The sequence below is a fragment of the Armatimonadota bacterium genome (assembly GCA_031081675.1).
Lineage (GTDB): Bacteria > Sysuimicrobiota > Sysuimicrobiia > Sysuimicrobiales > Kaftiobacteriaceae > Calidihabitans > Calidihabitans tengchongensis.
In genome coordinates this window covers 70,860-92,375 of sequence record JAVHLZ010000001.1, presented here as the reverse complement: position 1 = coordinate 92,375, position 21,516 = coordinate 70,860, and the positions used below count along the sequence as shown (strand labels likewise).

Below are 21,516 nucleotides of genomic sequence, written 5' to 3'. Positions count from 1 at the left end.
CCAGGGGCGCATCACAACGTCAGCGCGACGCCTTTACCTGAACGCCCCCGACGAACACCGCCATCACCGCCTCGGGTTGACCGAGCAGTTCGGGACGGTCCAGGGGGTCCCCGGCGACCAAGATGACATCGGCCAGCTTGCCGGGTTCCAGGGTCCCCAGGCGCGAGCCCAGGCCCAGAAGCTCCGCTGCCGTCATCGTCGCGGCACGGATCGCGTCCAGCGGCCGGAGTCCCGCCCGCACCAGCATCGCCACCTCCATCCCCGCCGCCCCGTGTGGGGTGAGCACCGATCCCGCATCGGTTCCCGCGGCGATCTTCACGCCCATCTGGTAGGCGAGCTGGACGTTGGCGTGGTGCTTCTTCGTCCGGTGGCCGACGTTGTCGATCATGAATTGCGGGAGTCCCGCGTCGCGCCCCTGGCGCAGGATCCGCTCCATGACGATGAGGGTCGGCACCAGGAAGACACCCGCTTCCACGGCTCGCGCCGCGCACTCCTCGTCGAAGGACATCCCGTGCTCGATGGAGCGTACGCCTGCGGCGATAGCGCGCAGGATGCCGGGCTTGTTGTGGGCGTGGCAGGCCACCGGCCGACCAGCGAGTCGGGCCGTGCCGACGATGGCCCGCAGCTCCTCCTCGTCGAACTCCTCTGCCTCGATCCGACCGTCAGGATCGATAACGCCGCCGGTCTGGAAGATCTTGATGTGGTCGCATCCGGCCTCGACCTGCCGGCGCACGGCGGCGCGCCCCTGCTCTGGGCCGTCCACGACTTCGGAGATATCGCCGTGGGCCACATGGATCCAGGGCGGGACGATAGTGCCGTGGCCGCCGGTGGAGGTCAGTCCCTTCCCGGCCGCCACGATCCTGGGGCCGCGAATCCGCCCCCTGGCGATCGCGTCTCGCGCCGCAATATCGATGTATCCGATATCCCCCACAGTCCGGATGGCCGTGACTCCGGCCTCCAGGGTGGAGGCGAGGTGGCCGACGGTGTCAAACGCGACCTGAGGCAGCGACCGCTGGAGGGACATCGCCAGGAGGTCGGCCCCGCCGGTCATCGTGATGTGCACATGGGCGTCAATCAGACCGGGCATCACCGTCAGGCCCTCCCCATCAATGACGCGGGCTCCGCCGGGAATGGCAACCCGGGAGGCCGGGCCCACGGCAACGATCCGCTCGCCTTCGAACACCAGCGCCGCGCGGTCCACCGGATCCGCCCCCGTGCCGTCGATCAGCCGTGCTCCTACGATGGCCGTCTGTTCCGTCATCTCGAGACCTCCTCTCTGCGCGCTAGCCGCGACCGCGGCCGGTCTTTGACAAAGTCACGGACAAACTCGGCGAGATCGACCAGCGTCCCTTCTACACACAGCCCGCCCGAGTGCCGCGTTCGCGCCCCGCGGGTCCCCGATCGCGCCGCTCCCCGTCGAGATGCTCGGGCATGGGCCAGATGTATCCAGCGGATGCTCCCGTGGGCTGTGTGAAAGTAGGGATATCCGCACAAGTCCCCCCGGGACCAGCGGCTTGGGGCGGACCGGCGGCGAGCCAGCGTGAGGCCATCAAGACTTCCCAGACTCCCGCGCGTGATCGCCCGCTGCCGCCTGACCGCTCGGGGCCCTTGAGCCGAAGCTCAGATAGGCGAACTCCACCTTCTCTCGTCGCACCAGGGGTGTGAGCCACCGTCCCGAGGGACTGGTCGTTGCCGACACGGCCGTCCAGGGCGAGGAATTTCCGTACCCTGTAACGGGACGAACTTTCCACCACGTCGAGCAGGAAGCCGGCTATGGTCTTCCGGTGTAGGCAAGCGGTCTCGGGGAAGTTTAGATAGCGCGGCGAGACGCCCAGCATGATCGCTGGCGCGACGAGGCCAAGAGGCAAGATTGCTGATCCAAGCGGGAGGTGAACTCTAGGGCGTGGGACGGCATCACAGACCGTGATCAGATTCGGTCCGTGCTGCTCTTGCGCACCGACCGGGACGAGCCTGGCCCCCGCCGCAACCTCAGAACAGATCATTTCCGGCAGGTAGCAGAGCTCGCCTTCAGGGCCCACCGCCGGTCTCCTCGCCTGCGACCTCCAGTATGATGCTGACCCGCTCGCCCGGATGGACGGCGAGGCCCCGGCGCCGCATCGAGGCCACGAAACTCCGCTCGAAGGGGGCACGTACCGTTTCCACGACGTCGCCGTAGGCGTCGACGAGTTCGGCGACCACCGCCTCCCGGGGTACGATCTCCCCGGGTCGGGCCTTTGGGAGGAGGATCCCGCCCCGCCGCACCTGCATCATCTGGGATGCCCCCAGGATCGTGTAGCGGGGCTGGCGAACCACCGGTTTCTCCACCATTTCCAGCGCCGCCAGCACCCCATGGAGGGCCTGCTCGAAGTGACGGAGGTCATCGTCGGTGACGTCGCCGCCGCCCACCTCTACGATCACCGCCGGAATCCCTTCCTGGGTGAGGCGGGTGAACATTGCCCCGGCGAGCCAGTCCGCCCGCGAGGCCCACAGATACGGCGTGCCTGCCGCCTCCGCCATCCGGCGGGCGGTGCGGCTGGCTTCCGAGCCGTCCGCGTGGTAGATGGCGTAGAACGGCACCCGGCCTAGGTCGCCGCCGCTGTGGAGGTCGAGTGCCGCGGTCGCCGTGGCGCGCACGAGCCCCCAGATCCGGTCGGCCATCTGGTCGCTGAAGCGGCCCGCGGCGTTGCCGGGGAATACCCGGTTGAGGTTGGCGTGGTCTACGGGGCTCTCGCGGCTGCGGGCGCGAAAGGCCGGTACGTTGAGGATGGGGACGGCAACAATGGTTCCCCGGAGGCGGGACGGCGATAGCGAGGCCAGCAGCCGGTGGAGGGCCAGCGTTCCTCCCACCTCGTTGCCGTGGATGCAGGCCTGGATCCACAGTACCGGCCCCGGACGCGCCCCGCACATGATGACGACGGGCGCATCGACGGTGTCGCCGTCCGGGCAGGTCAATAGCCGGAAGCTCGTTCGTGCCACCTGTCCGGGGGCCACCGTCGTCTCACCGAACTGAAACACGATCGGCCTCCTTCCCTTTGGAGGGAAACACCTGCAGGTCTTCGGGCAACAGCTGGATTCGCAGCGAGCCCTGTTGCAGGGCGGTGCGGGTCTCCTGGCGGTTGTGGGCACTGATCTGGACGACATCCCCCTGCCGGAGGCGCACGGTGGCCCGCAGCACGTCGCCGCCGAAGATCAGGCGCTCCACGGTTGCTTCGAAGAGGTTGGGGCCCTCCACATCGGCCCCCGGCGGAAAGAAGCGAACGCGATGCGGTCGGATGAACAGGCGCACGCTTTCCTCACCAGCGGGTACGTGCTCGGGGGAGACCACGAGCTCCGTGCCCCGGCTCGTGGTGAAGACGACCCGGCCATGGTCGCGGCGCAGCCGGCCGTTTAGGGTATTCGTTTCGCCGATGAAATCCGCGACCTCGGGCGTTGCCGGGCGCTCGTACAGCTCGTCCGGCCGTGCGTACTGGTGGACACGGCCGTGGAAGAGCACGGCGATCCGGTCCGAGAGTCCGAAGGCTTCGGTCTGATCGTGGGTCACGTAGACGGTGGTGATGCCCAACTCGCGTTGAATGCGCTTGATCTCGGCCTGCATCCGCTGACGCAGGGCCAGGTCGAGGTTGCTCAGCGGCTCGTCCAGCAACAGGATGCGCGGGTTGATCACAACGGCACGGGCCAGGGCCACCCGTTGCTGCTGGCCGCCAGAGAGCTGCCGCGGCAGCCGCTGTTCGTAGCCCACCAGCCCCACCAGCTCCAGCGCCTCGGCCACGCGCCGCCGGGCCTCCGCGCCGGTCACCCCGCGGTAGCGGAGCCCGAAGGCGACGTTGTCGAACACGGAGAGATGGGGGAAGAGCGCGTAGTTCTGGAATACCAACCCGATGTTGCGGCGATAGCTGGGCACGCCGGTGACGTCCTCCTCACCGATGCGGATCGCCCCGGCCGTGGGCCGCTCCAGCCCGGCGATAAGGCGCAGTGTCGTCGTCTTGCCGCACCCGGAGGGGCCGAGGAGGGAGACGAATTCCCCAGGGGCCACCTCGAGGCTGACCGGTCCCACCCCCAGCACGTGTCCGTAGTACTTCACGACCCCCACCAGCGCCAGGGGAACGGCCATGACCGTGTTAGCCGAGGACCTCCTTGTTCCAGCGCTCCGCGTGCCGGTCCCGATTGGCCAGCATGGCCTTGATGTCGAAGCGCATCCGGCCCAGGTTCGCCATCTGCTCCGGGGTGAGCAGGACGTTGGAGTTGCTCGGGAGCAGGGCCTGGGCTCGCCGGTTCGTCGGCGGATAGCCGGTGAGGATGCCGAACTGCGCTTGCTGCACCGGGTCCAACGTGAAGTTGAGGAACTCCTGGGCCAGCGCGGTACTGGCGGCGCCGCGTCCCCGGATGATCCCCAGGTTGAAAGTCCAGTTCAGAGCTCCCTCGGAGGGGAAAACGAACTCCACCGGCGCCCCGGCGTCGCGGGCCTGCTCGGTGCGGGCGGTGTAGAAGGGCTGAATCCAGGTCTCTTCGCTCGTCAGCAGGGCGATGCCGTGTTCGACGTTGTTCATGATCACGGCGCGGTTGGCGCGCACCAGCTCGCGGCACTTGGCGATGCCGGGATCGATGTTCGTCTCGGTGCCGCCCCAGACCCGGTTGACGGCGTAGAACCAGGTATTGCCCACCCACTCCCACTTCGGGATGGCCACCCGGCCCGCGAAGACGGGATCCCAGAGGTCCTTCCAGGACGTCACCTTCTTCGGTGCCCGACGGGTATTCACGGCTAGGCCGAAGGGCGCCAGCACCTTGCCGACAAAGTACGGGAAGCGAAACGCCTCATCCACGTCCTTGAGGTTCGTAACGATCCGCGGATCAGGCGGCACGAGCAGCCCCAATTCATTCAGCTGGGCTGCAGCATACTGGTGCATGTGGATCATGTCGAACCGCGGGTTGTCGCGTTCGGCGATGACCCGGGAGATCTGCTGGGCCGAGTCGCCGACGCTGAAGACCACCCGCACCCCCTTCGCCTTCTCGAAGGGCCGGGCGTAGATCCGCTCGAAGTACTCCTTCCACGTCCCCCCCGCGAACAGCAGGTTGAGGTCCGAAACCGGGGCGGCGGCCGTGGCCGGGCTCCCGCCCGATAGCGCGGCGAGTCGGCCGAGGACCGCCGCGCCGACCGTGGCCGCGCCTAGCCGCAGCAAACTCCTCCGGCTGAGGACCAGCTCGATCCGATCGCCTTCTGCCCGGATCAGCATCCTCCCACCTCCTCGATGGCGTGCGTTGTGCTGCAGACCTCGTCAGTACCTCACGACAGCATCCAACCCGGCCAGCCGGTGAATCACCAGCGCGATGACCAGGATCATCGCCACCTGCACCGCGGCAATCGCGGCGATCACGGGCGTGCTCTCCCAGCGCAGGTAGGCGAACACCTCCACCGGCAGCGTCGTGGTCCGCGGCCCGGTGAGAAACAGGGCCACGTTTACGTCGGTGAAAGAGAGGGTGAAGGCGAACAGCATCGCGGCCAGCAGCCCCGATCCGATCAGCGGCGCCGTGACACGGGCGAAGGTCTGCAGGGGATTGGCACCCAGGCTCAGAGCTGCCTCCTCCAGTTGGGGATCACTGCCCTCCAGGCTGGCCGTGATGGCCCGGATGGCGATGGGTAGGGCGATGAGCGTGTGGCCAACCACGATGCGGAGCTCATCGGCGAAGGTGTAACGGGCAAAGAACAGCAGCAGGGCGATCCCCACCACCATCTGGGGGACCATCATCGGCGACAGGAACAGCGTCTGAAGCAGGGTGCGTCCTCGGAACCGATAGCGGCTGAGCGCATACGCCGCGGGCAGGGCCAGGAGCCCCGTGACGACAGCGACGATCAGGGCCAGCTTCAAGCTCACGGCAACGAAGGCGTGGGTGAAGTTGTCGGCCTGGAGGAACTCCCGATACCAGATGAGCGAGACTCCCTGCGGGGGGAACAGGTTCAGCCGGGTCGGGTTGAAAGATGTGAGCACGGCGACCACGACGGGGGCGAGGAGAAAGACAAAGACCGACACGAGGTACAGACGTCCCAGCGCCCGGAGCAACGTCATGGTCCCCTCCCGGCCCGCCCTCGGGCCGTCGCGGCGAAGAAGAGGAAGACGGGGAAGGCTTCAAAGGCCAGGAGGATGAAGGCGACGGCGGAGCCGAAAGGCCAGTTTAACGTGGCGGTCATGAGCTGGTAGATCAGCGTCCCCATGGTCTGTGTGCGCGGGCCGCCCAGGACGGCCGGGGTCACGATCGCGCCCGCGGACAGGGTGAAGACGATCACCGTGCCCGAGACGATGCCCGGCAGACTGAGGGGCAACACCACGCGCCGCAGCACCTCCAGCGGGCCGGCGCCCAGGGAGGCGGCCGCCGCTTCCAGCGTGGGGTCCACCTTCTGCAAGGCGGAGATCAGGGGAAAGATCATGTAGGGCAGGAGGATCTCGATCAGGCCCAGGACGACGGCAGTCTCCGTAAACAGGATGCGCACCGGCTCCTGGACGAGACCCAGGGCCAGCAGCAACTGGTTGACGGTGCCGTTGCGCCCCAGCAGGACGATCCAGCCGTAGGTACGGACGACGATCCCGACCATGAGCGGCGTCAGCAGCAGGAAGATGAGCCACCCTTTGACCCGGCTGGTCGTTCGGGAAAGATAATAGGCCAAGGGATAGGCGAGGAGCAGAGCGGCGGCGCTTACGACCGCCGCCAGGCGGAGGGTGGAGAGCAGGATCCGGCGATAGAACGGGTCGAGGAGAAACCGCAGGTAGTTCTCCAACGTGAGGCGGTCCCCGACGATCTGGGCCGGCGCGTAGTTGCGAATGCTGACGAGGAACATCAGCGCCAGCGGATAGACGAGAAAAACCCCGAAGAAAACCAGGGGAAGCGCCGCCAGCGCGAGGTAGGGCCGGCCCTGCACCGCCGCTCCCAACGAGCGGATTTCGCCCCGAATTCCGGGGAGCGCGACGTCGTTCATCGGCGTCGCGGCCTCCCTGCTGCCGTATCCCACCAGCGATCTCCGAGGGCCCGGCCCAGGCGCTCGCCCCGCAGGAGCAGGGCCTCGACGATGCGCTGCTCGTCCTGTGGGGAGACACCGGCGATCGGATAGGAGACGCTGAGGGCGAAGGATTCGTCGTCCGCGGTACTGGTGAACCCGATGCCCGCGGCCTTGATCCCGTCGAAGGTCTCCTGGTCGGCGACGGCGTAGCGCCGGGTCCGGGTCCGCCCGAGCTCGGCCAGGAGCGCGGGAATCTCGCGCAAGGTGGCTCGGGTGAGAGGGATCAGCGGCATGTTGCCATAGAGGCGCGCCACCTCTTCATCCGGCAGGCGGGCCAGGAGCGCTTTGCCGATCGCCGTAGCGTACGCCGGGAACCGCTCGCCCGGTTTGACCACGAGACGCACCCGGTAAGCGCCGGCCTCCGATGCCAGCACCACGACGTCGGGGCCAGCCAGGACGCCGACGTACCCGGTGTGGCCGGTGGAGGCCACAAGATCCTTCAGCGCCTCCAGGGCCAGCGGCAGCCATCGGTGGCGGTGCGTGTAGCGCGCCCCCAGATCGAACAGCCCGATGCCGATGCGATACCGTCGCGACCCGACTTCCTGTTCCAGGAGGCCTTCCGATTTCAGCGTGGTGGCGATGCGGTACACCACGCTGCGCGGCAGGTCCAGGCGGCGGCTGAGGTCGGAGATGCCGAGAACCGGGTGGGCAGCATCGAAACAGCGGAGCAGTTCGATAGCCTTTTGGAGGGTCTTAAGTTTTCCGGAATCCGGAACAGCATCCATTAACAGGAACATTCTCTTCGCGCCCGGCAACTCCTTCACCCGGGAGCGAGCGGGTCAAGGGAGGGTAGTGGGCGGCGGTCAGCGCGGCGCGACCACCTGGTTGCGCAGGACCCCGATGCCCTCCACCTCCGCCTCCATCACGTCGCCGGGCTGCAGCCACCGGGGCGGGGAGAACCCCATCCCCACCCCTTCGGGGGTGCCGGTGGCCAGGATGTCGCCGGGCTCCACGGTCATCCCCGCCGACAGGGTTTCGATCAGCTGCGCCACCGAGAAGATCATCTTGGCGGTGGTGGAATCCTGGCGGATCTCCCCGTTGATCCGCATCCGCAGCGACAGGGCCTGGGGGTCGGGCAGGGCCGAGCGGTGGACGATCCACGGCCCCAGGGGGGCGAACGTGTCCAGGGACTTGCCCTTGAACCACTGCTGGTGGCGGCGCTGCAGGTCCCGGGCGGTCACGTCGTTGAGGATGGTGTAGCCGAAGACGTAGTCCAGGGCCCGGGCGGCGGGGATGTTGCGGCCGCGCCTCCCGAAGACCACGGCCAGTTCCACCTCGTAGTCCAGCTGCTGGGTCACCGGGTGGCAGACCACCGGTGCGTCGGGTCCCACCACCGCCGTGGGGGGCTTGGTGAAGAACACCGGCACCTCCGGCGGCGCCACTCCGCCTTCCCGGGCGTGCTCGGCGTAGTTGCGGCCCATGCACACGATGTTCTTGCGGGGCCGCGGGACGGGGGCCAGCAGGCGGGTCCGGTGCACGGGCGGGGCGGGACGTCCGGCGGCCACCCACGCCTGGGCCTCGCGGGCCAGCGTCCGCAGGACCGTGAGGGGCACCTCGGCGATGACGTCCACCATCTCCCGGGGCACCCGCACCCGCCGCTGGCGGGCCACCGCCTCCAGGTCCACGATCCTGTCGCCCACCACGAATCCCACCCGCGCCTCGCGCCCTGCCTGATACGTCGCCAGCCTCACGCCCGACCCTCCTCACATGAGAGTGCGGCCCGCGGCCGGCCGCACCCGCGACGCGCCGCTCCGCCGGCAGGGGAGTTTCCACGCGCAGCGAAGGCTACCCTCCGACGCGCGGAGGAGGGTGGAGATGGCATCCGTCCGGGTCTGGGTGGGGACGACCGACGGGCTGTACGCATTCACGTCCGACGCCCGGCGCCTGAGGTGGCGCCGCCAGGGACCCTACCTGCGGGGTCTGTCTGTCAGCCACTGCGCCTGGGACGCCCGTACGCGGACCCTGTACGCCGCCACCCTCACCGATGGCGTGTATGCATCCCGGACCGGGGGGCGGACCTGGACGGCGCTCAACGACGGCCTGTCCATCCGCCGGGTGTGGACGGTGGCGGTGAATCCGCGGGATCCCGACCAGCTGTGGGCGGGGACGCACTTCAGCTATCTGTTCTGGAGCGCCGACCGCGGCCGCACCTGGCGGGTCCACCCGGGCTACCTGGAGGCGCCCGGCAAGGAGGGACGGTACGGCGACTGGGGATACGGGACCATCGGCAACTCCCTGCACGGGATCCACCTGGACCCGCGCGACCCCCGGCGGATGCTTGTGGTCAGCAGCACCAACCACGGCGCGGTGCGCTCCCTGGACGGCGGGCAGAGCTGGGAGTACGCCCGGACCGGAGTGTACGAGTCCTGCCCGGTGGCCGGCACCGCCGACCTGCGGCGGCCGATGAGTGCGGACGAGCGGGCCCGGGCCGTCGAGCAGCACCTGGCCGAGGTGCACGCCTGCACCCACCGCATTGACGTCTGCGCCGCCAACCCCCGGGTGCTGTACCGGCAGCAGCACTGCGGGGTCTACCGCAGCGAGGACTTCGGCGCCACCTGGCAGGACATCTCCACCGGGCTGCCCGACCGGCACGGCTTTCCCGTGGCCGCCCACCCGGCCGACCCCGGGACTGCCTTCACGGTTCCGGCCTACCAGGGCACGGGGTGCGCCCGCCACAACTCCTGCATCCGGGGACCCCTGGACGTCTACCGGACCCGGACGGGGGGACGGACCTGGGAGCGCCTGTCCGACGGCCTGCCCCGCCGGGTGCACTGCGTGGTCCTCCGCCACGCCCTGGACGCCGACACCCTGCGTCCGGTCGGCATCTACCTGGGGACCACCAGCGGCGAGGTCTACGGCAGCCCCGATGAGGGCGACCGGTGGGTGATATTGGGGCGGGGGCTGCCCCGGGTGCAGGGGATCACGGCGGTGGTGGGGTAAAAGCGGTCCCGCACTCGCGGGCCGGGCCGCGTCCACGGAACGTCAGAGGGGCCGCTGCGGCGCGCAGGACAGACTCAGGCGCCTCCCGGTGCGAGGTCGGAGGCGGGGGCGTCCTCCAGCAGGGAGGGATCGCGCTCGAGGACCTCCACGGGGCCGGTGGGGAGGGCGACCACCCGGATCCGGAAGTCGCGGTACAGGGCGGGCGCCAGCGGCCGGGCCACCTCCCGGAAGATGGTCACCGCCACCTCCCGCATCTCCTGGTCCACGTGCAGCTCCCCCCGCTTTTCGAAGAACTCCCGCCAGGCCCGGTGGTTGCCCGTGATGACGATGTGGGTTTCGGTCATGTTGGGCAGGACGCACCGCGCCGCCTCCCGCGCCCGCTTCCGGCGCAGGGTCCTGTCCTCCAGGCCCCGCAGCTTGCGGGCGCCGATCTCGGTGAGGGCCTGGTAGGCGTGCTGGACCCGGTCGTACAGGTCCAGCAGGACCGCCAGGGCGTCGGGGTCGTCGCGGAACAGCGGGGGGATGACCCACGGGGCGTCGTCCTCGCTGACAAAGCGCTGGCTGAGCTGGGAGAAGCTGAAGTGCCGGTGCCGCACCATCTCGTGGGTGAACGAGCGGGACACGCCGGTCAGCATCACCGTGAACCCGGCATGCTCGAGGACCGAGTAGTGCTTCTGGGACAGCAGGTGCGCCAGGTACCCGGCGTTGGTGCGGGTGGCGGGATTGGGCTTGTGCCAGGACTGGTAGCACGCCCGCCCGGCAAACTCCACCAGGGCGGCGGCGTCGTCGGCAGCGTCGGTGGACCATACCGCCCAGGGCGTTCCCTCCCGGTCGTCCAGGACGAACCGGGTCTCTGCAACCTTCACCACTCGCAGGTGCGCGGTCCGCATCGGTGTCCTCCTGCCAGCAGCGACCCCAGGGAGGAGGTGCGGGCGAAGGAGGAGTGGTCAGGGTACTGCCGTGTGGGGAGCCTGGCGTGGAAGGCGTCCGGAATCAGACTCGAAGGCTCCTCCCCCCTGTGGGTCCGAGGGAGGTATTTCCCCACTACTCCCCCGGATTCCTGCCGGGAACATCAACATCTTGTGGACAACCCGGGGATCTGGACCCAGATTCTGGGGCGATCAGGTGTTTGAGGTCGTGGGTGGAGGACGGCGAGGCCATGGGCAAGGCGGATCTGGACGAGATTGAGTGGACGATTCGCAGGCGACTGGCGGGCCGCCCCCGCAAGGAGGTTACCGAGCCGGGCCTGCGCCGGGCGGCCGTGCTCCTCGCCCTGCTCTCCCGTGGGGGGGAGGTGGCCGTGCTCCTCACCCGGCGGACGGAGGTGGTGGAGCACCACAAGGGACAGATCTCCCTGCCCGGCGGGACGGCCGACCCCGCCGATCGAGGCCCTGTGGATACCGCCCTGCGGGAGGCGGAGGAGGAGCTGGGGATTCCCCGCGGCGCCGTGCAGGTCCTGGGTCTTCTGGACGACGTGGTGACCGTGGTGAGCGGCTTCGTCATCACCCCGGTCGTCGGGATCCTCCGGGAACCCGTGGCCCTCCGGGTCAACGCCGCGGAGATCGCCGAGGTCCTGACCGTGCCTCTGCGGACCTTCACCGACCCCCAGGCCCTGCGGATCGAGCGGCGTCTGAGGGACGGTCGGTGGGTGGAGGTCCTGTCCTACCGGTACGGACCCCACGAGGTCTGGGGTGCCACGGCGCGGGTCCTCAAGGGTTTCGTGGACGCCGTGTTCGGCACCGACCCCCCGCCCCCCGCGAGGATTTAGGGGTCAGACCCCATATCGTCCGGGTTATGAAAATAGCGGTCAAAGAACTTTACAAGGAAAGAATTGGTTGAATTTGAGGAGTTTCAGGTCAATATCTCGATTTTTCCCGATTTTTCGTCGCAGATCTGGCCATCTTCGACGCCTGTTCGGTGGTTCCGGGGGGAGGCCCCCGTTGCTATACTGGTCGCCGGCAGGATCCCTCGGGAGGCTCCCCATGACGCACTACACTCGTCCCGTGTTCACAATTACCGTCGCCGCCAACCTGGTCGGGGTCTCTCCGCAGACGCTGCGCCGGTGGGAGAGGGCCGGGTTGCTCTCGCCCCTCCGGGAGGGGCCCCGCAGGCGGAGGCTGTACTCCTGGCGCGACATCGAGCGGGCCCAGGAGATCCGCTACCTCGTGGTACGCAGGCGGCTGCCGCTGAAGGCCGTGCGGGCCCACCTGCGCCTGGCGGCCGCCAGGCGGCTCGTGGCGGTGCTGCCGCGGATCGGATCCCGGACCGGCACGCCGCTGGTGCCCCCCATCGCCCTGGCCATCCCGCGCTGACGGTCCGTCCGTGGTAGGCTGGAGAGTGAAGTCCCCGGCCGCGAGCCCCGGCCGGTGGGGAGGGGCCCATGAGCGCGCCGCGGCGCATCTACATGGACTACGCCGCCACCACCCCGGTGGACCCGCGGGTGGTGGAGGCGATGCTGCCGTACTTCACCGAGCGGTTCGGCAACGCCAGCAGCGTCCACCAGTTCGGCCAGGAGGCCCGGGAGGCGGTGGAGCGGGCGCGGGAGGCGGTCGCCCGGGCCATCGGCGCGCGCCCCGCGGAGATCGTCTTCACCAGCGGAGCCACCGAAAGCGATAACTTCGCCATCCTCGGGACGGCGTGGGCGAACGAGGACCGGGGGCGCCACATCATCACGTCGGCGGTGGAGCACCATGCGGTCCTGGAGCCCTGCCGGTTTTTGGAGTCCCGCGGATTTGAGGTCACCTACCTGCCCGTGGACCGGTACGGCCGGGTCGACCCCGACGACGTGCGCCGGGCGATCCGCCCCGACACCATCCTGATTTCGGTGATGCACGCCAACAACGAGATCGGGACGCTGCAGCCGGTGGCCGAGATCGCGCGCCTGGGACGGGAGCGCGGCATCCTGGTGCATACCGACGCCACCCAGTCGGTGGGCATCCTGCCGGTGGATGTGGACGACCTGGGCGTGGACCTGCTGTCCCTGTCGGCCCACAAGCGGTACGGCCCCAAAGGGGTGGGCGCCCTGTTCATCCGGCGCGGCGCCCGGGTGGCCCGGATCCAGCACGGGGGCGCCCACGAGCGCAACCGGCGGGCCGGCACCGAGAACGTTCCCGGCATTGTGGGCCTGGGGGCGGCCCTGGAGCTGGCGATGGAGCTCCGGGAGGACGAGGCCGCCCGGCTGCGCCGCCTGCGGGACCGGCTGATCGCCGGACTGCTGGAGATCGAGGGGGCGCGCCTCAACGGCCACCCCGCCGAGCGCCTGCCGGGGAACGTCAACGTCTCCTTCGCCGGCACCGACAGCGAGTCGCTGCTGCTGGCGCTGGATCTGCGCGGGGTGGCGGCCAGCAGCGGGTCCGCCTGCACCGCGGGCAGCCTGGAACCCTCTCACGTGCTGTCGGCCATCGGCCTGCCGCCCGAGGTGGCCGCGGGGACGCTGCGCCTGTCTCTGGGCCGGGGCACCACCGAGCAGGACGTGGATGACGTCCTGGCCCTGATGCCCGAGATCGTCGCCGCCGTGCGCCGCGCCGGGCGGGGCGCGCGCGCCGGCGCGCGTTGACACCGCCCGCGGCCTCTGCGATCATCGGGAGTAGTGGCGGACTTCGTTCCCATCGTCGTCCACATCGCCCTGGTGGTGCTGGTGGTGGCGGGTCTGGTGGCCTTCCACCACCTGGTGGGCCGCCGCCGACCTGTGCCGGGCAAGCTGGAGCCCTACGAATCCGGCGTGTGGCCCGTCGGCACCGCCCGGGAGAGGGTGCCGATCCGCTACTACCTCATCGCCATGCTCTTCCTGCTCCTTGACGTGGAGGCGGTCTTCCTGTACCCGTGGGCGGTGGTCGCCCGGGAGCTGCGGGTCCTGGGACTGGTGGAGATGCTGGCCTTCGTGGGCGTGCTGGGCGCCGGGTTCGCGTACGCCTGGCGGCGGGGGGCGCTGCAGTGGCAGTGATCGGGTCGGCCACGGTGGTTTCCCGGGCCCGCTCGCCGGACGAGGCGACCGAGGCCGACGTGCGCGCCCTGGAGGGCAACCTCCTGACCACCACCGTGGAGCGGCTGCTGGCCTGGGCCCGGCGCAACTCCATCTGGCCGGCCCAGTTCGGGCTGGCGTGCTGCGCCATCGAGATGATGTCCGCCGCCGCATCGCGGTTTGACATCGCCCGCTTCGGCAGCGAGCTGTTCCGGGCCTCGCCCCGCCAGGCGGACCTCATGATTGTCTCGGGTCGGGTCAGCCAGAAGATGGCGCCGGTGGTCAAGCACATCTACGAGCAGATGCTGGAACCCAAGTGGGTCATCGCCATGGGCGACTGCGCCTCCTGCGGCGGCGTGTTCAACAACTACGCCCTGGTGCAGGGTGTGGACAAGCTGATCCCGGTGGACGTCTACGTGGCGGGATGCCCGCCCCGGCCCGAGGCCCTGCTGTACGGGCTGCTCGCGCTCCAGGAGCTCATCGCCCACCCGGAGCGCCGGAGGAGGCGGCCGTGACCGGGGCCCCCGCGCGCCTGGCCGCCCGCCTGGCCGCCGCCGTCCGGGAGCGGGCGGAGTTTCGGGACGAGCTGACGCTGGTCGTCTCCCGGGAGGACCTCCTGGAAGCCCTGCAGGCCGCGCGGGCGGAGGGCTTTGTGATGCTGACCGACCTCACCGCGGTGGACCGCCATCCGGCCCGGCCGCGGTTTGAGGTCGTCTACCTGCTGACGGCCCTGGACCCGCCGGCCCGGGTGCGGCTGAAGGTGCGGGTGGAAGCGGACGATGCCACCGTGCCCTCGGCCACCGGCCTGTGGCCCGGCGCGTCCTGGCTGGAGCGGGAAGTGTACGACCTGTTCGGCATCGTGTTCATCGGGCATCCCGACCTGCGGCGGATCCTGCTGCCGGACGACTGGGAGGGTCACCCCCTGCGCAAGGATTACCCGCTGGTCGAGGAGCCGGTGCAGTTCCGGGGCCACACGCCCAAAGTCCCCAGCCAGATCATCCCCCGGGTTCCGCCGGGCCAGTAGGCGGATGGCGCCGGGCGGCGGAAGAGGGTCGGCCGGCGGCGGGCGCGTGTGCGAGTGCGGGCATGGCTGAGCTGACGCGGGAAACCCTCGTCCTGAACATGGGCCCCCAGCACCCCAGCACCCACGGGGTCCTGCGCCTGCTGCTCGAGCTGGAGGGCGAGGTGATCGTGGGCGCCCACCCGGTGATCGGCTACCTCCACACGGGTTTCGAGAAAGAGATGGAAACCCGCACCTACCACCAGAACATCGTCTTCCCGCCGCGCATCGAGTACCTGGCCACCTTCATCGAGGAGCAGGCGTACGTCCTGGCCGTGGAAAAACTGCTGGGGATCACCGCCCCGCCCCGGGCCCAGACCATCCGGCTGATCCTCGCCGAGTTGTCCCGGATTGCCAGCCACCTGGTCTACCTGGGAACCGCCGCCATCGACCTCAACGTCAGCAGCGTGTTCATGTACTGCTTCCGGGACCGGGAGCAGATCCTGGACATCTTCGAGATGGTGAGCGGCCAGCGGATGATGCACGGCTACTTCCGCATCGGCGGCCTGCAGTGGGACCTGCCCGAGGGGTTCGTCCCCCGGGTGCGGGCGTTTCTGGAGGAGCTGCCCCGCCACCTGGACGAGTACGAGGCGCTGCTCACCGACAACCTGATCTGGCGGCGGCGCACCGAGGGGGTGGCGGTGCTCAGCGCCGACGACGCCCTCCGCTACGGCTGCACCGGTCCGGTGCTGCGGGGGTCGGGCGTGCCCTATGACGTGCGCAAGGCCTTCCCCTACGGGGGCTACGACCAGTACGCCTTTGACATCCCGGTGGGGCGCCGCGGCGACGCATTCGACCGCTACCGGGTGCGGATGGAGGAGATGCGCCAGAGCCGCCGGATCGTGCTGCAGGCCCTCGACCGCCTGGCCCCGGGGCCGGTGATGGTGGACGACCCGAAGGTGGCGCTGCCGCCCCGCTCCGAGCTGGTCCGCAGCATGGAGGCGGTGATCCACCACTTCAAGCTGGTCAGCGAGGGGATCCACCCCCCGCCGGGGGAGGTGTACGCCGCAGTGGAGTCCCCCCGGGGCGAGAAGGGCTACTACATCGTCAGCGACGGGAGCAACCGGCCGGTGCGCGTGCGGGTGCGCTCGGCGTCCTTCAACAACCTGCAGGCCCTGCCCGTGATGCTGTACCGGGGCACCGTCGCCGACGTGGTGGTGGCCATCGCCAGCATCGACATCGTGTTGGGAGACGTGGACCGGTGAACGCGCCTTCCGAGCAGCCTCCGACCCTCTCTGTTCTCTCCGACCGGGCCCGGGCGCAGATCCGGCGGCTGGCGGAGCGCTTCCCCCACCGGCAGTCGGCCCTCCTGGGCGCCCTGTTCGTCGCCCAGGAGGAGGTCGGATACCTCAGCCCGCAGGCCCTGGCGGACGTGGCCGAGGTGCTGGACCTGCCCTACACCGAGGTGGCGTCGGTGGCGTCCTTCTACCACCTGTACCACCTGCGGCCGGTGGGCCGGCACCTGATCCAGGTGTGCACCAACATCTCCTGCCTGCTGTCCGGCTGCGATCGGGTGGTGGATCGCCTGCGCCGGCGGCTGGGGGTGGAGGTGGGCCAGACGACCGCCGACGGGATGTTCACCCTGCGGGCCGCCGAGTGCCTGGCGGCCTGCGACCGCGCCCCGGCGCTGATGGTCGACGACGACCTGCATGGCCCGGTGGCCCCCTCCACGGTTGACCGGATCCTGGCCGCGTACGCCTCCGGCACCCCTCCGGCTGCCGCCGCGGCGGACCCGTCCGCGGCCGGGCTTCAGCCCGCGGTCTCCGGCGGTCCCGCAGCCCCAACCGCGGACCCCGGACTCGGACAGCCTGAGGGCGGTCCCGTGCTGCTGCGGTACGTGCACGATCCCGACCAGGCCGACCTGGAGGTGTACCGCTCCCGGGGGGGGTACGAGGGGCTGCGCCGGGCCCTGGCGATGCCGCCGGAGGCGGTGATCGAGGAGGTGGAGCGCTCCGGCCTGCGCGGCCGGGGCGGGGCCGGCTTCCCCACCGGCCGCAAGTGGAAGTTCCTGCCCCGCGACCCGGCGGTCACCAAGTACGTGGTGGTCAACGCCGACGAGGGTGAGCCCGGCACCTTCAAGGATCGCACCCTCCTGGAAGGGGACCCCCACCGCCTGGTGGAGGGGGCGCTCATCGCCGCCTACGCGGTGGGGGCCCGGCAGGCCTTCATCTACCTGCGGCGGGAGTTCGCGCGCGCCCGCGCCCGCCTGGAGCGCGCCCTGGCGCAGGCGGCCGATGCGGGGCTGGTGGGCCGGAACATCCTGGGCAGCGGGGTGGACGTGGAGGTGGTCCTGGCCACCGGCGCCGGTGCGTACATCGCGGGGGAAGAGACGGCCCTGCTGGAGTCCCTGGAGGGCCGGCGCGCCCTGCCCCGGCTGAAGCCTCCCTACTACCCCGCCGTCAAGGGTCTGTACGGACAGCCCACGGCGCTCAACAACGTGGAGACCCTCTGCCACGTGGCCTGGATCCTCGCCCGCGGGGCCGACTGGTACCGCCAGCAGGGGCCGCCGATCCTGGTCTCGGTGAGCGGGCACGTGGCCCGGCCCGGAGTGTACGAGATCCCCCTGGGCACGACCATCCGCCAGGTGATCGAGCGGGCCGGGGGCATGCGGGAGGGGCGCGCGTTCAAGGCGTGCTTTCCGGGGGGGTCGTCGTCGGCCATCCTGCCCGCCGCCTACCTGGACACCCCGATGGACTACGACGCGCTGGCCCGGCTGGACGTGTACGGGGCCATGCTCGGCTCGGGGGCGCTGATCGTCATGGACGAGACCACCTGCATGGTGGAGGTGGTGGCCCGCACCGTGGAGTTCTACCGCGACGAGTCCTGCGGCAAGTGCACGCCCTGCCGGGAGGGCACCGTGTGGCTGAGCCAGGTCCTGGGGCGGATCCTGGCCGGCGGCGGCCGGCCGGCGGACCTGGACCTGCTGGAGGGCATCGCCCGGGGCATGACGGGCACGTGCTTCTGCCCGCTGGGGGAGAGCGTGCCCCCCGCCATCTACGCGGCGCTGCGCTTCTTCCGCCACGAGTTCGAGCACCACATCGCCCGGGGACGCTGCGATGTCCGGGCGCCGGTGCCCGCCTCCTGAGCCATGAGCCAGCCCACCGTCACCCTCACCATCGACGGCCGGACGGTGACCGTGCCCCGGGGCACCACCGTCTACCAGGCCGCCCGGGCCGCCGGCGTGGAGATCCCCATCTTCTGCTATCACGACCGCATGCCGCCCCTGGGGGCCTGCCGCATGTGCCTGGTGAAGGTGGAGAAGATGCCGCGGTTGCAGACCTCCTGCACCCTGGAGGCCGCCGACGGCATGGTGGTCTCCACCACCGCTCCCGAGGTGGTGGCCGGCCAGCGGGCCATCCTGGAGTTCCTCCTCATCAACCACCCGCTGGACTGCCCCATCTGCGACAAGGGGGGCGAATGCCCCCTCCAGGACCAGACGGTGCGCTTCGGCCCCGGCCGCAGCCGCTTCGTGGAAGCCAAGCGGGATTTCGCCAAACCCGTGTCCCTGGGGCCGGTCCTGGTCCTGGACCGGGAGCGCTGCATCCTGTGCTGGCGGTGCGTGCGCTTCGGGGAGATCGTGGCCGGCGACGACGCCCTCAAGGGCTTCGAGCGCGGCTTCCGCAGCGAGATCAACACGCCCTTCACCGTGCCGGCGCAGTCCAAGTTCATCGGCAACACCATCGCCATCTGCCCGGTGGGGGCGCTGACGGCCCGCCCCTACCGCTTTGTGGCCCGCCCGTGGGACAACCGCCCGGTGCCCGGCGCCTGCACCCTGTGCGGGGTGGGCTGCGCCGTGGAGTTCGACGTGCGCGACGGGCGGGTGGTGCGGGTGCGGGCGCGGGAGGAGCCGGCGGTCAACGACATCTGGCTGTGCGACCTGGGCTTTTTCGGCCACGCCGCCGTCTCCCACCCGGACCGGCTGCGGACGCCCCTGGTGCGCCGCGACGGCCTGCTGGTGGAGGCGTCCTGGGACGAGGCCCTGGACGTTGTGGCCTCCCGGCTGCGGGCCGCCGCCCCCGGGCGCGTGGCGGTCCTGGGCGGGGCGCGCCTGACCACCGAGGACGCCTACGTGGCCGTCCGGTTCTTCCGCGGGGTGGTCGGCACGCCGCACCTGGACCACCGGGTGGACGCCGCCCCCGGCGGCGCCAGCCTCCTGGTGGGGTGGGGCATGCGGCGCCCCATCGCGGACCTGGACCGGGCCGACGTGGTGGTCCTGGTGGGCTGTGACCTGACCGAGGAGTACCCGGTGCTGTGGCTGCGCTGCAAGCGCGCCGTCGACCGCGGCGCGGCGGTGATCGCCGTCACGCCCCGGCGGCTGGAGATCGGCCGGTTCGTGCGGGCGCACCTGGTGCACCGCTTCGGGGACGGCGCCCGGGTCCTGGACGCGCTGCTGGCGGGAACGGACAGCCCTCCGGCCGGCGTGGACCCGGCGGCCCTGGCCGCCGCGGTCGAGGCCATCCGGGGGGCTCGCTCTCCGGTGGTGATGGTGGGGCGGCTGGCCCTGGAGGCTCCCGACGGCGTCGAGATCCTCCGGCGCGTCCGGGATCTGGCCGCGCGCTGGGGCGTGCCGGTGGACGTCCTGCGGGGCAAAGGCAACGCCCGCGGAGCCGCCCTGGCGGGGCTGCTGCCCGACGCCGGACCCGGCGGCCGCCCGCTGGACGAGGTCAGGGAAGTGCTGCGGTCTGCGTGGGGCAGCGCCGCGTCGGCGGAGGTCGGGTGGACGGCTCCGGAGATCGTGGAGCGGGCCGCCCGGGGGGAGGTGGAGGTGCTGTTCGCGCTGGGCGCCGACCCCGCCTCGGAAGTCCCCGACCGGTCGCGCTGGAGCGACGCCCGCCGGCGCGTGTCCCTGCTGGTGGCGGTGGACGCCTTCCTGTCCCCCACCGCCCGCGCGGCCGACGTGGTCCTGCCGGCCCTGATGGCCCCCGAGAAGGACGGGACGGTCTGCGGGCTGGACGGGCGGGTGCACCGCCTCCACGCCGCCGTGCCCGGTCCGGGGGCGGCGTGGGCGGAAGCGACCATCTTCTCGGCCCTGGCCGACCGCCTGGGGCGGGTGCTGGTCTACAGCGGGTGGGAGGAGATCTTTGACGAGATGCGGGCCTTCGCGCCGTCCCTGGCCGTAGGCGAGCGGATCCCGCCTCCTCCCGACCGGCCCCTGCCGGAGCCGGCACCCCAGGAGGCGCCCGCGGGCGACGGGTTTGTGCTCATCCCCGGCGACGTCCTGTTCGATCGGGGCGCCGTGACGTCCCGCAGCCCGGCCATCGCCGAGCTGGCGGGCGAGCCGTGGGCCCTGCTGCACCCCGCGGACGCCTCCCGGCTGGGAGTGGCCGACGGCGACCCGGTGGTCCTGCGGGGGGAGCGGGGCGAGGCGGCGGTGCGCGCCCGCGTGGCGCCCGACATCCTGCCGGGCCAGGTGTTCCTGCCCCGGGGGTTTGACGAGGCGCCGGCCAACGCCCTGGCCGACGGAATCCGGCCGGCGCGCGTCCGGATCATCCCGCTGGCGGCCGGCGGGTCGGGAGGACGCCCGTGACCGCCGTCCTGGTGGCGTCGGCTGTCAAGAGCCTGGTCCTGATCGTCCTCCTGCTGACCGTCTTTGCCTACATGACCTGGCTGGAGCGCCGCCTGCTGGCCCGCTTCCAGGTCCGCATCGGTCCCAACCGGGTGGGGCCGGCGGGGCTGCTGCAGCCTTTGGCCGACGGCCTCAAGCTGCTGTTCAAGGAGAGCTTCATTCCCGCGCGGGTGGACCGCGTCGTCTACCTGGTGGCGCCGGCTCTCTCCATGGTGTCGGCGCTGGCGGTCTACGCGGTGATCCCCCTGGGGCCCGAGGTCACCGTGGCCGGGCGGCGGATCGCCCCGTACCTGGCCGACGTGAACGTGGGGATTCTGGTGGTCCTGGCCATCTCCTCTCTGGGGGTGTACGGGATCATCCTGGGCGGGTGGTCCACCGACAACAAGTACGCCCTGCTGGGCAGCCTGCGCAGCAGCGCGCAGCTGATCAGCTACGAGCTGGCCCTGGGGCTGGCGGTCATCAGCGTGGTCCTGCAGGCCGGGTCGCTCAGCCTGGTGGAGATCGTGCGCGCCCAGCGGGACCTGTGGTTTGTGGCGGTGCAGCCCGTGGCCTTTCTGCTGTACTTCGTGGCGGCGGTGGCCGAGACCCACCGGGCGCCCTTTGACCTGCCCGAGGCGGAGCAGGAGCTGGTGGCCGGCTACCAGACCGAGTACGGGGGGTTCCGCTTTGCCCTGTTCTATGCCGGCGAGTACATCGGCATCGTCACCCAGAGCGCCCTGGCCACCCTGCTGTTCTGGGGAGGATGGTGGGGACCGCTCCTGCCCGGGGTGGTGTGGTTCCTGCTGAAGACCGGTGTTTTCATCTTCGTGTTCATCTGGCTGCGGGCGACCCTGCCGCGGGTCCGCCACGACCAGCTCATGGCCCTGGGGTGGAAGGTGCTGGTGCCGGTCGGGCTGGCGAACATCGCCGTCACCGGCGTGTGGGTGGCGCTGCGGGGATAG

General features: G+C 70.6%; 20 protein-coding genes. 11 read left to right on the top strand and 9 right to left on the bottom strand.

Annotated elements, in window-relative coordinates:
- Positions 1-19 precede the first annotated feature (19 nt).
- From RB150_00455 to RB150_00420, 8 genes are all read right to left on the bottom strand, one after another.
- Positions 20-1,261, bottom strand: a complete 1,242-nt coding sequence (locus RB150_00455; GenBank protein ID MDQ7819013.1) for an amidohydrolase family protein — start codon at positions 1,259-1,261, stop codon at positions 20-22.
- A 767-nt stretch (positions 1,262-2,028) separates the two neighbouring features.
- Positions 2,029-3,015, bottom strand: a complete 987-nt coding sequence (locus RB150_00450) for a succinylglutamate desuccinylase/aspartoacylase family protein (GenBank protein ID MDQ7819012.1) — start codon at positions 3,013-3,015, stop codon at positions 2,029-2,031.
- Positions 2,999-4,111, bottom strand: coding sequence for an ABC transporter ATP-binding protein (locus RB150_00445; protein MDQ7819011.1), 1,113 nt, complete (start codon positions 4,109-4,111; stop codon positions 2,999-3,001). The genes RB150_00450 and RB150_00445 overlap by 17 nt, the downstream gene beginning before the upstream one ends.
- 7 nt (positions 4,112-4,118) lie before the next feature.
- Complete coding sequence (locus RB150_00440; GenBank protein MDQ7819010.1) at positions 4,119-5,231, bottom strand: extracellular solute-binding protein; 1,113 nt, start codon at positions 5,229-5,231, stop codon at positions 4,119-4,121.
- A gap of 42 nt (positions 5,232-5,273) precedes the next feature.
- Positions 5,274-6,062 (bottom strand): ABC transporter permease, encoded by a 789-nt coding sequence (locus tag RB150_00435; GenBank protein ID MDQ7819009.1) that lies wholly within the window; start codon positions 6,060-6,062, stop codon positions 5,274-5,276.
- The gene (locus tag RB150_00430) at positions 6,059-7,000 is read right to left on the bottom strand and encodes an ABC transporter permease (GenBank protein ID MDQ7819008.1); all 942 of its coding nucleotides are present in this window, start codon (positions 6,998-7,000) and stop codon (positions 6,059-6,061) included. Before RB150_00430 ends, RB150_00435 begins: the two co-directional genes overlap by 4 nt.
- Entirely contained in the window at positions 6,964-7,773 is an 810-nt protein-coding gene (locus RB150_00425; protein ID MDQ7819007.1) for an IclR family transcriptional regulator, read from the bottom strand. The genes RB150_00430 and RB150_00425 overlap by 37 nt, the downstream gene beginning before the upstream one ends.
- A 78-nt stretch (positions 7,774-7,851) precedes the next feature.
- Entirely contained in the window at positions 7,852-8,739 is an 888-nt protein-coding gene (locus tag RB150_00420) for a fumarylacetoacetate hydrolase family protein (protein MDQ7819006.1), read from the bottom strand.
- A gap of 124 nt (positions 8,740-8,863) precedes the next feature.
- Here RB150_00420 and RB150_00415 point away from each other — a divergent pair, with 124 nt between their 5' ends.
- A complete protein-coding gene (locus RB150_00415) occupies positions 8,864-9,988 on the top strand; it encodes a hypothetical protein (GenBank protein MDQ7819005.1) in 1,125 nt (374 codons plus the stop codon).
- 74 nt (positions 9,989-10,062) lie between these two features.
- Here RB150_00415 and thyX read toward each other — a convergent pair whose 3' ends face one another.
- The gene (gene thyX / locus RB150_00410; GenBank protein ID MDQ7819004.1) at positions 10,063-10,878 is read right to left on the bottom strand and encodes an FAD-dependent thymidylate synthase; all 816 of its coding nucleotides are present in this window, start codon (positions 10,876-10,878) and stop codon (positions 10,063-10,065) included.
- A gap of 251 nt (positions 10,879-11,129) precedes the next feature.
- On the opposite strand from thyX, the gene RB150_00405 reads away from it, so the two are divergent.
- The 10 genes from RB150_00405 to nuoH all read left to right on the top strand — a co-directional run bounded on the left by RB150_00405 (position 11,130) and on the right by nuoH (position 21,516).
- A complete protein-coding gene (locus tag RB150_00405; GenBank protein ID MDQ7819003.1) occupies positions 11,130-11,756 on the top strand; it encodes a CoA pyrophosphatase in 627 nt (208 codons plus the stop codon).
- 214 nt (positions 11,757-11,970) lie between these two features.
- A complete protein-coding gene (locus RB150_00400; GenBank protein ID MDQ7819002.1) occupies positions 11,971-12,300 on the top strand; it encodes a MerR family transcriptional regulator in 330 nt (109 codons plus the stop codon).
- Positions 12,301-12,368: 68 nt separating this feature from the next.
- Positions 12,369-13,544 (top strand): cysteine desulfurase NifS, encoded by a 1,176-nt coding sequence (nifS, locus tag RB150_00395; GenBank protein MDQ7819001.1) that lies wholly within the window; start codon positions 12,369-12,371, stop codon positions 13,542-13,544.
- 33 nt (positions 13,545-13,577) lie between these two features.
- Positions 13,578-13,931, top strand: coding sequence for an NADH-quinone oxidoreductase subunit A (locus RB150_00390; GenBank protein MDQ7819000.1), 354 nt, complete (start codon positions 13,578-13,580; stop codon positions 13,929-13,931).
- 59 nt (positions 13,932-13,990) lie between these two features.
- Positions 13,991-14,464: an NADH-quinone oxidoreductase subunit B family protein gene (locus RB150_00385; GenBank protein ID MDQ7818999.1), complete on the top strand. Its 474-nt coding sequence runs from the start codon at positions 13,991-13,993 to the stop codon at positions 14,462-14,464.
- Positions 14,461-14,973, top strand: coding sequence for an NADH-quinone oxidoreductase subunit C (locus RB150_00380; GenBank protein ID MDQ7818998.1), 513 nt, complete (start codon positions 14,461-14,463; stop codon positions 14,971-14,973). Before RB150_00385 ends, RB150_00380 begins: the two co-directional genes overlap by 4 nt.
- A gap of 62 nt (positions 14,974-15,035) precedes the next feature.
- On the top strand, positions 15,036-16,214 hold the full coding sequence (gene nuoD, locus RB150_00375; GenBank protein MDQ7818997.1) for an NADH dehydrogenase (quinone) subunit D: 1,179 nt from the start codon (positions 15,036-15,038) through the stop codon (positions 16,212-16,214).
- Positions 16,211-18,094, top strand: a complete 1,884-nt coding sequence (gene nuoF / locus RB150_00370; GenBank protein MDQ7818996.1) for an NADH-quinone oxidoreductase subunit NuoF — start codon at positions 16,211-16,213, stop codon at positions 18,092-18,094. The genes nuoD and nuoF overlap by 4 nt, the downstream gene beginning before the upstream one ends.
- A gap of 3 nt (positions 18,095-18,097) precedes the next feature.
- A complete protein-coding gene (gene nuoG, locus RB150_00365; protein MDQ7818995.1) occupies positions 18,098-20,536 on the top strand; it encodes an NADH-quinone oxidoreductase subunit NuoG in 2,439 nt (812 codons plus the stop codon).
- Positions 20,533-21,516 carry an NADH-quinone oxidoreductase subunit NuoH gene (gene nuoH / locus RB150_00360; GenBank protein ID MDQ7818994.1) on the top strand — a complete coding sequence of 328 codons (984 nt, stop codon included), beginning with the start codon at positions 20,533-20,535 and terminating at the stop codon, positions 21,514-21,516. Before nuoG ends, nuoH begins: the two co-directional genes overlap by 4 nt.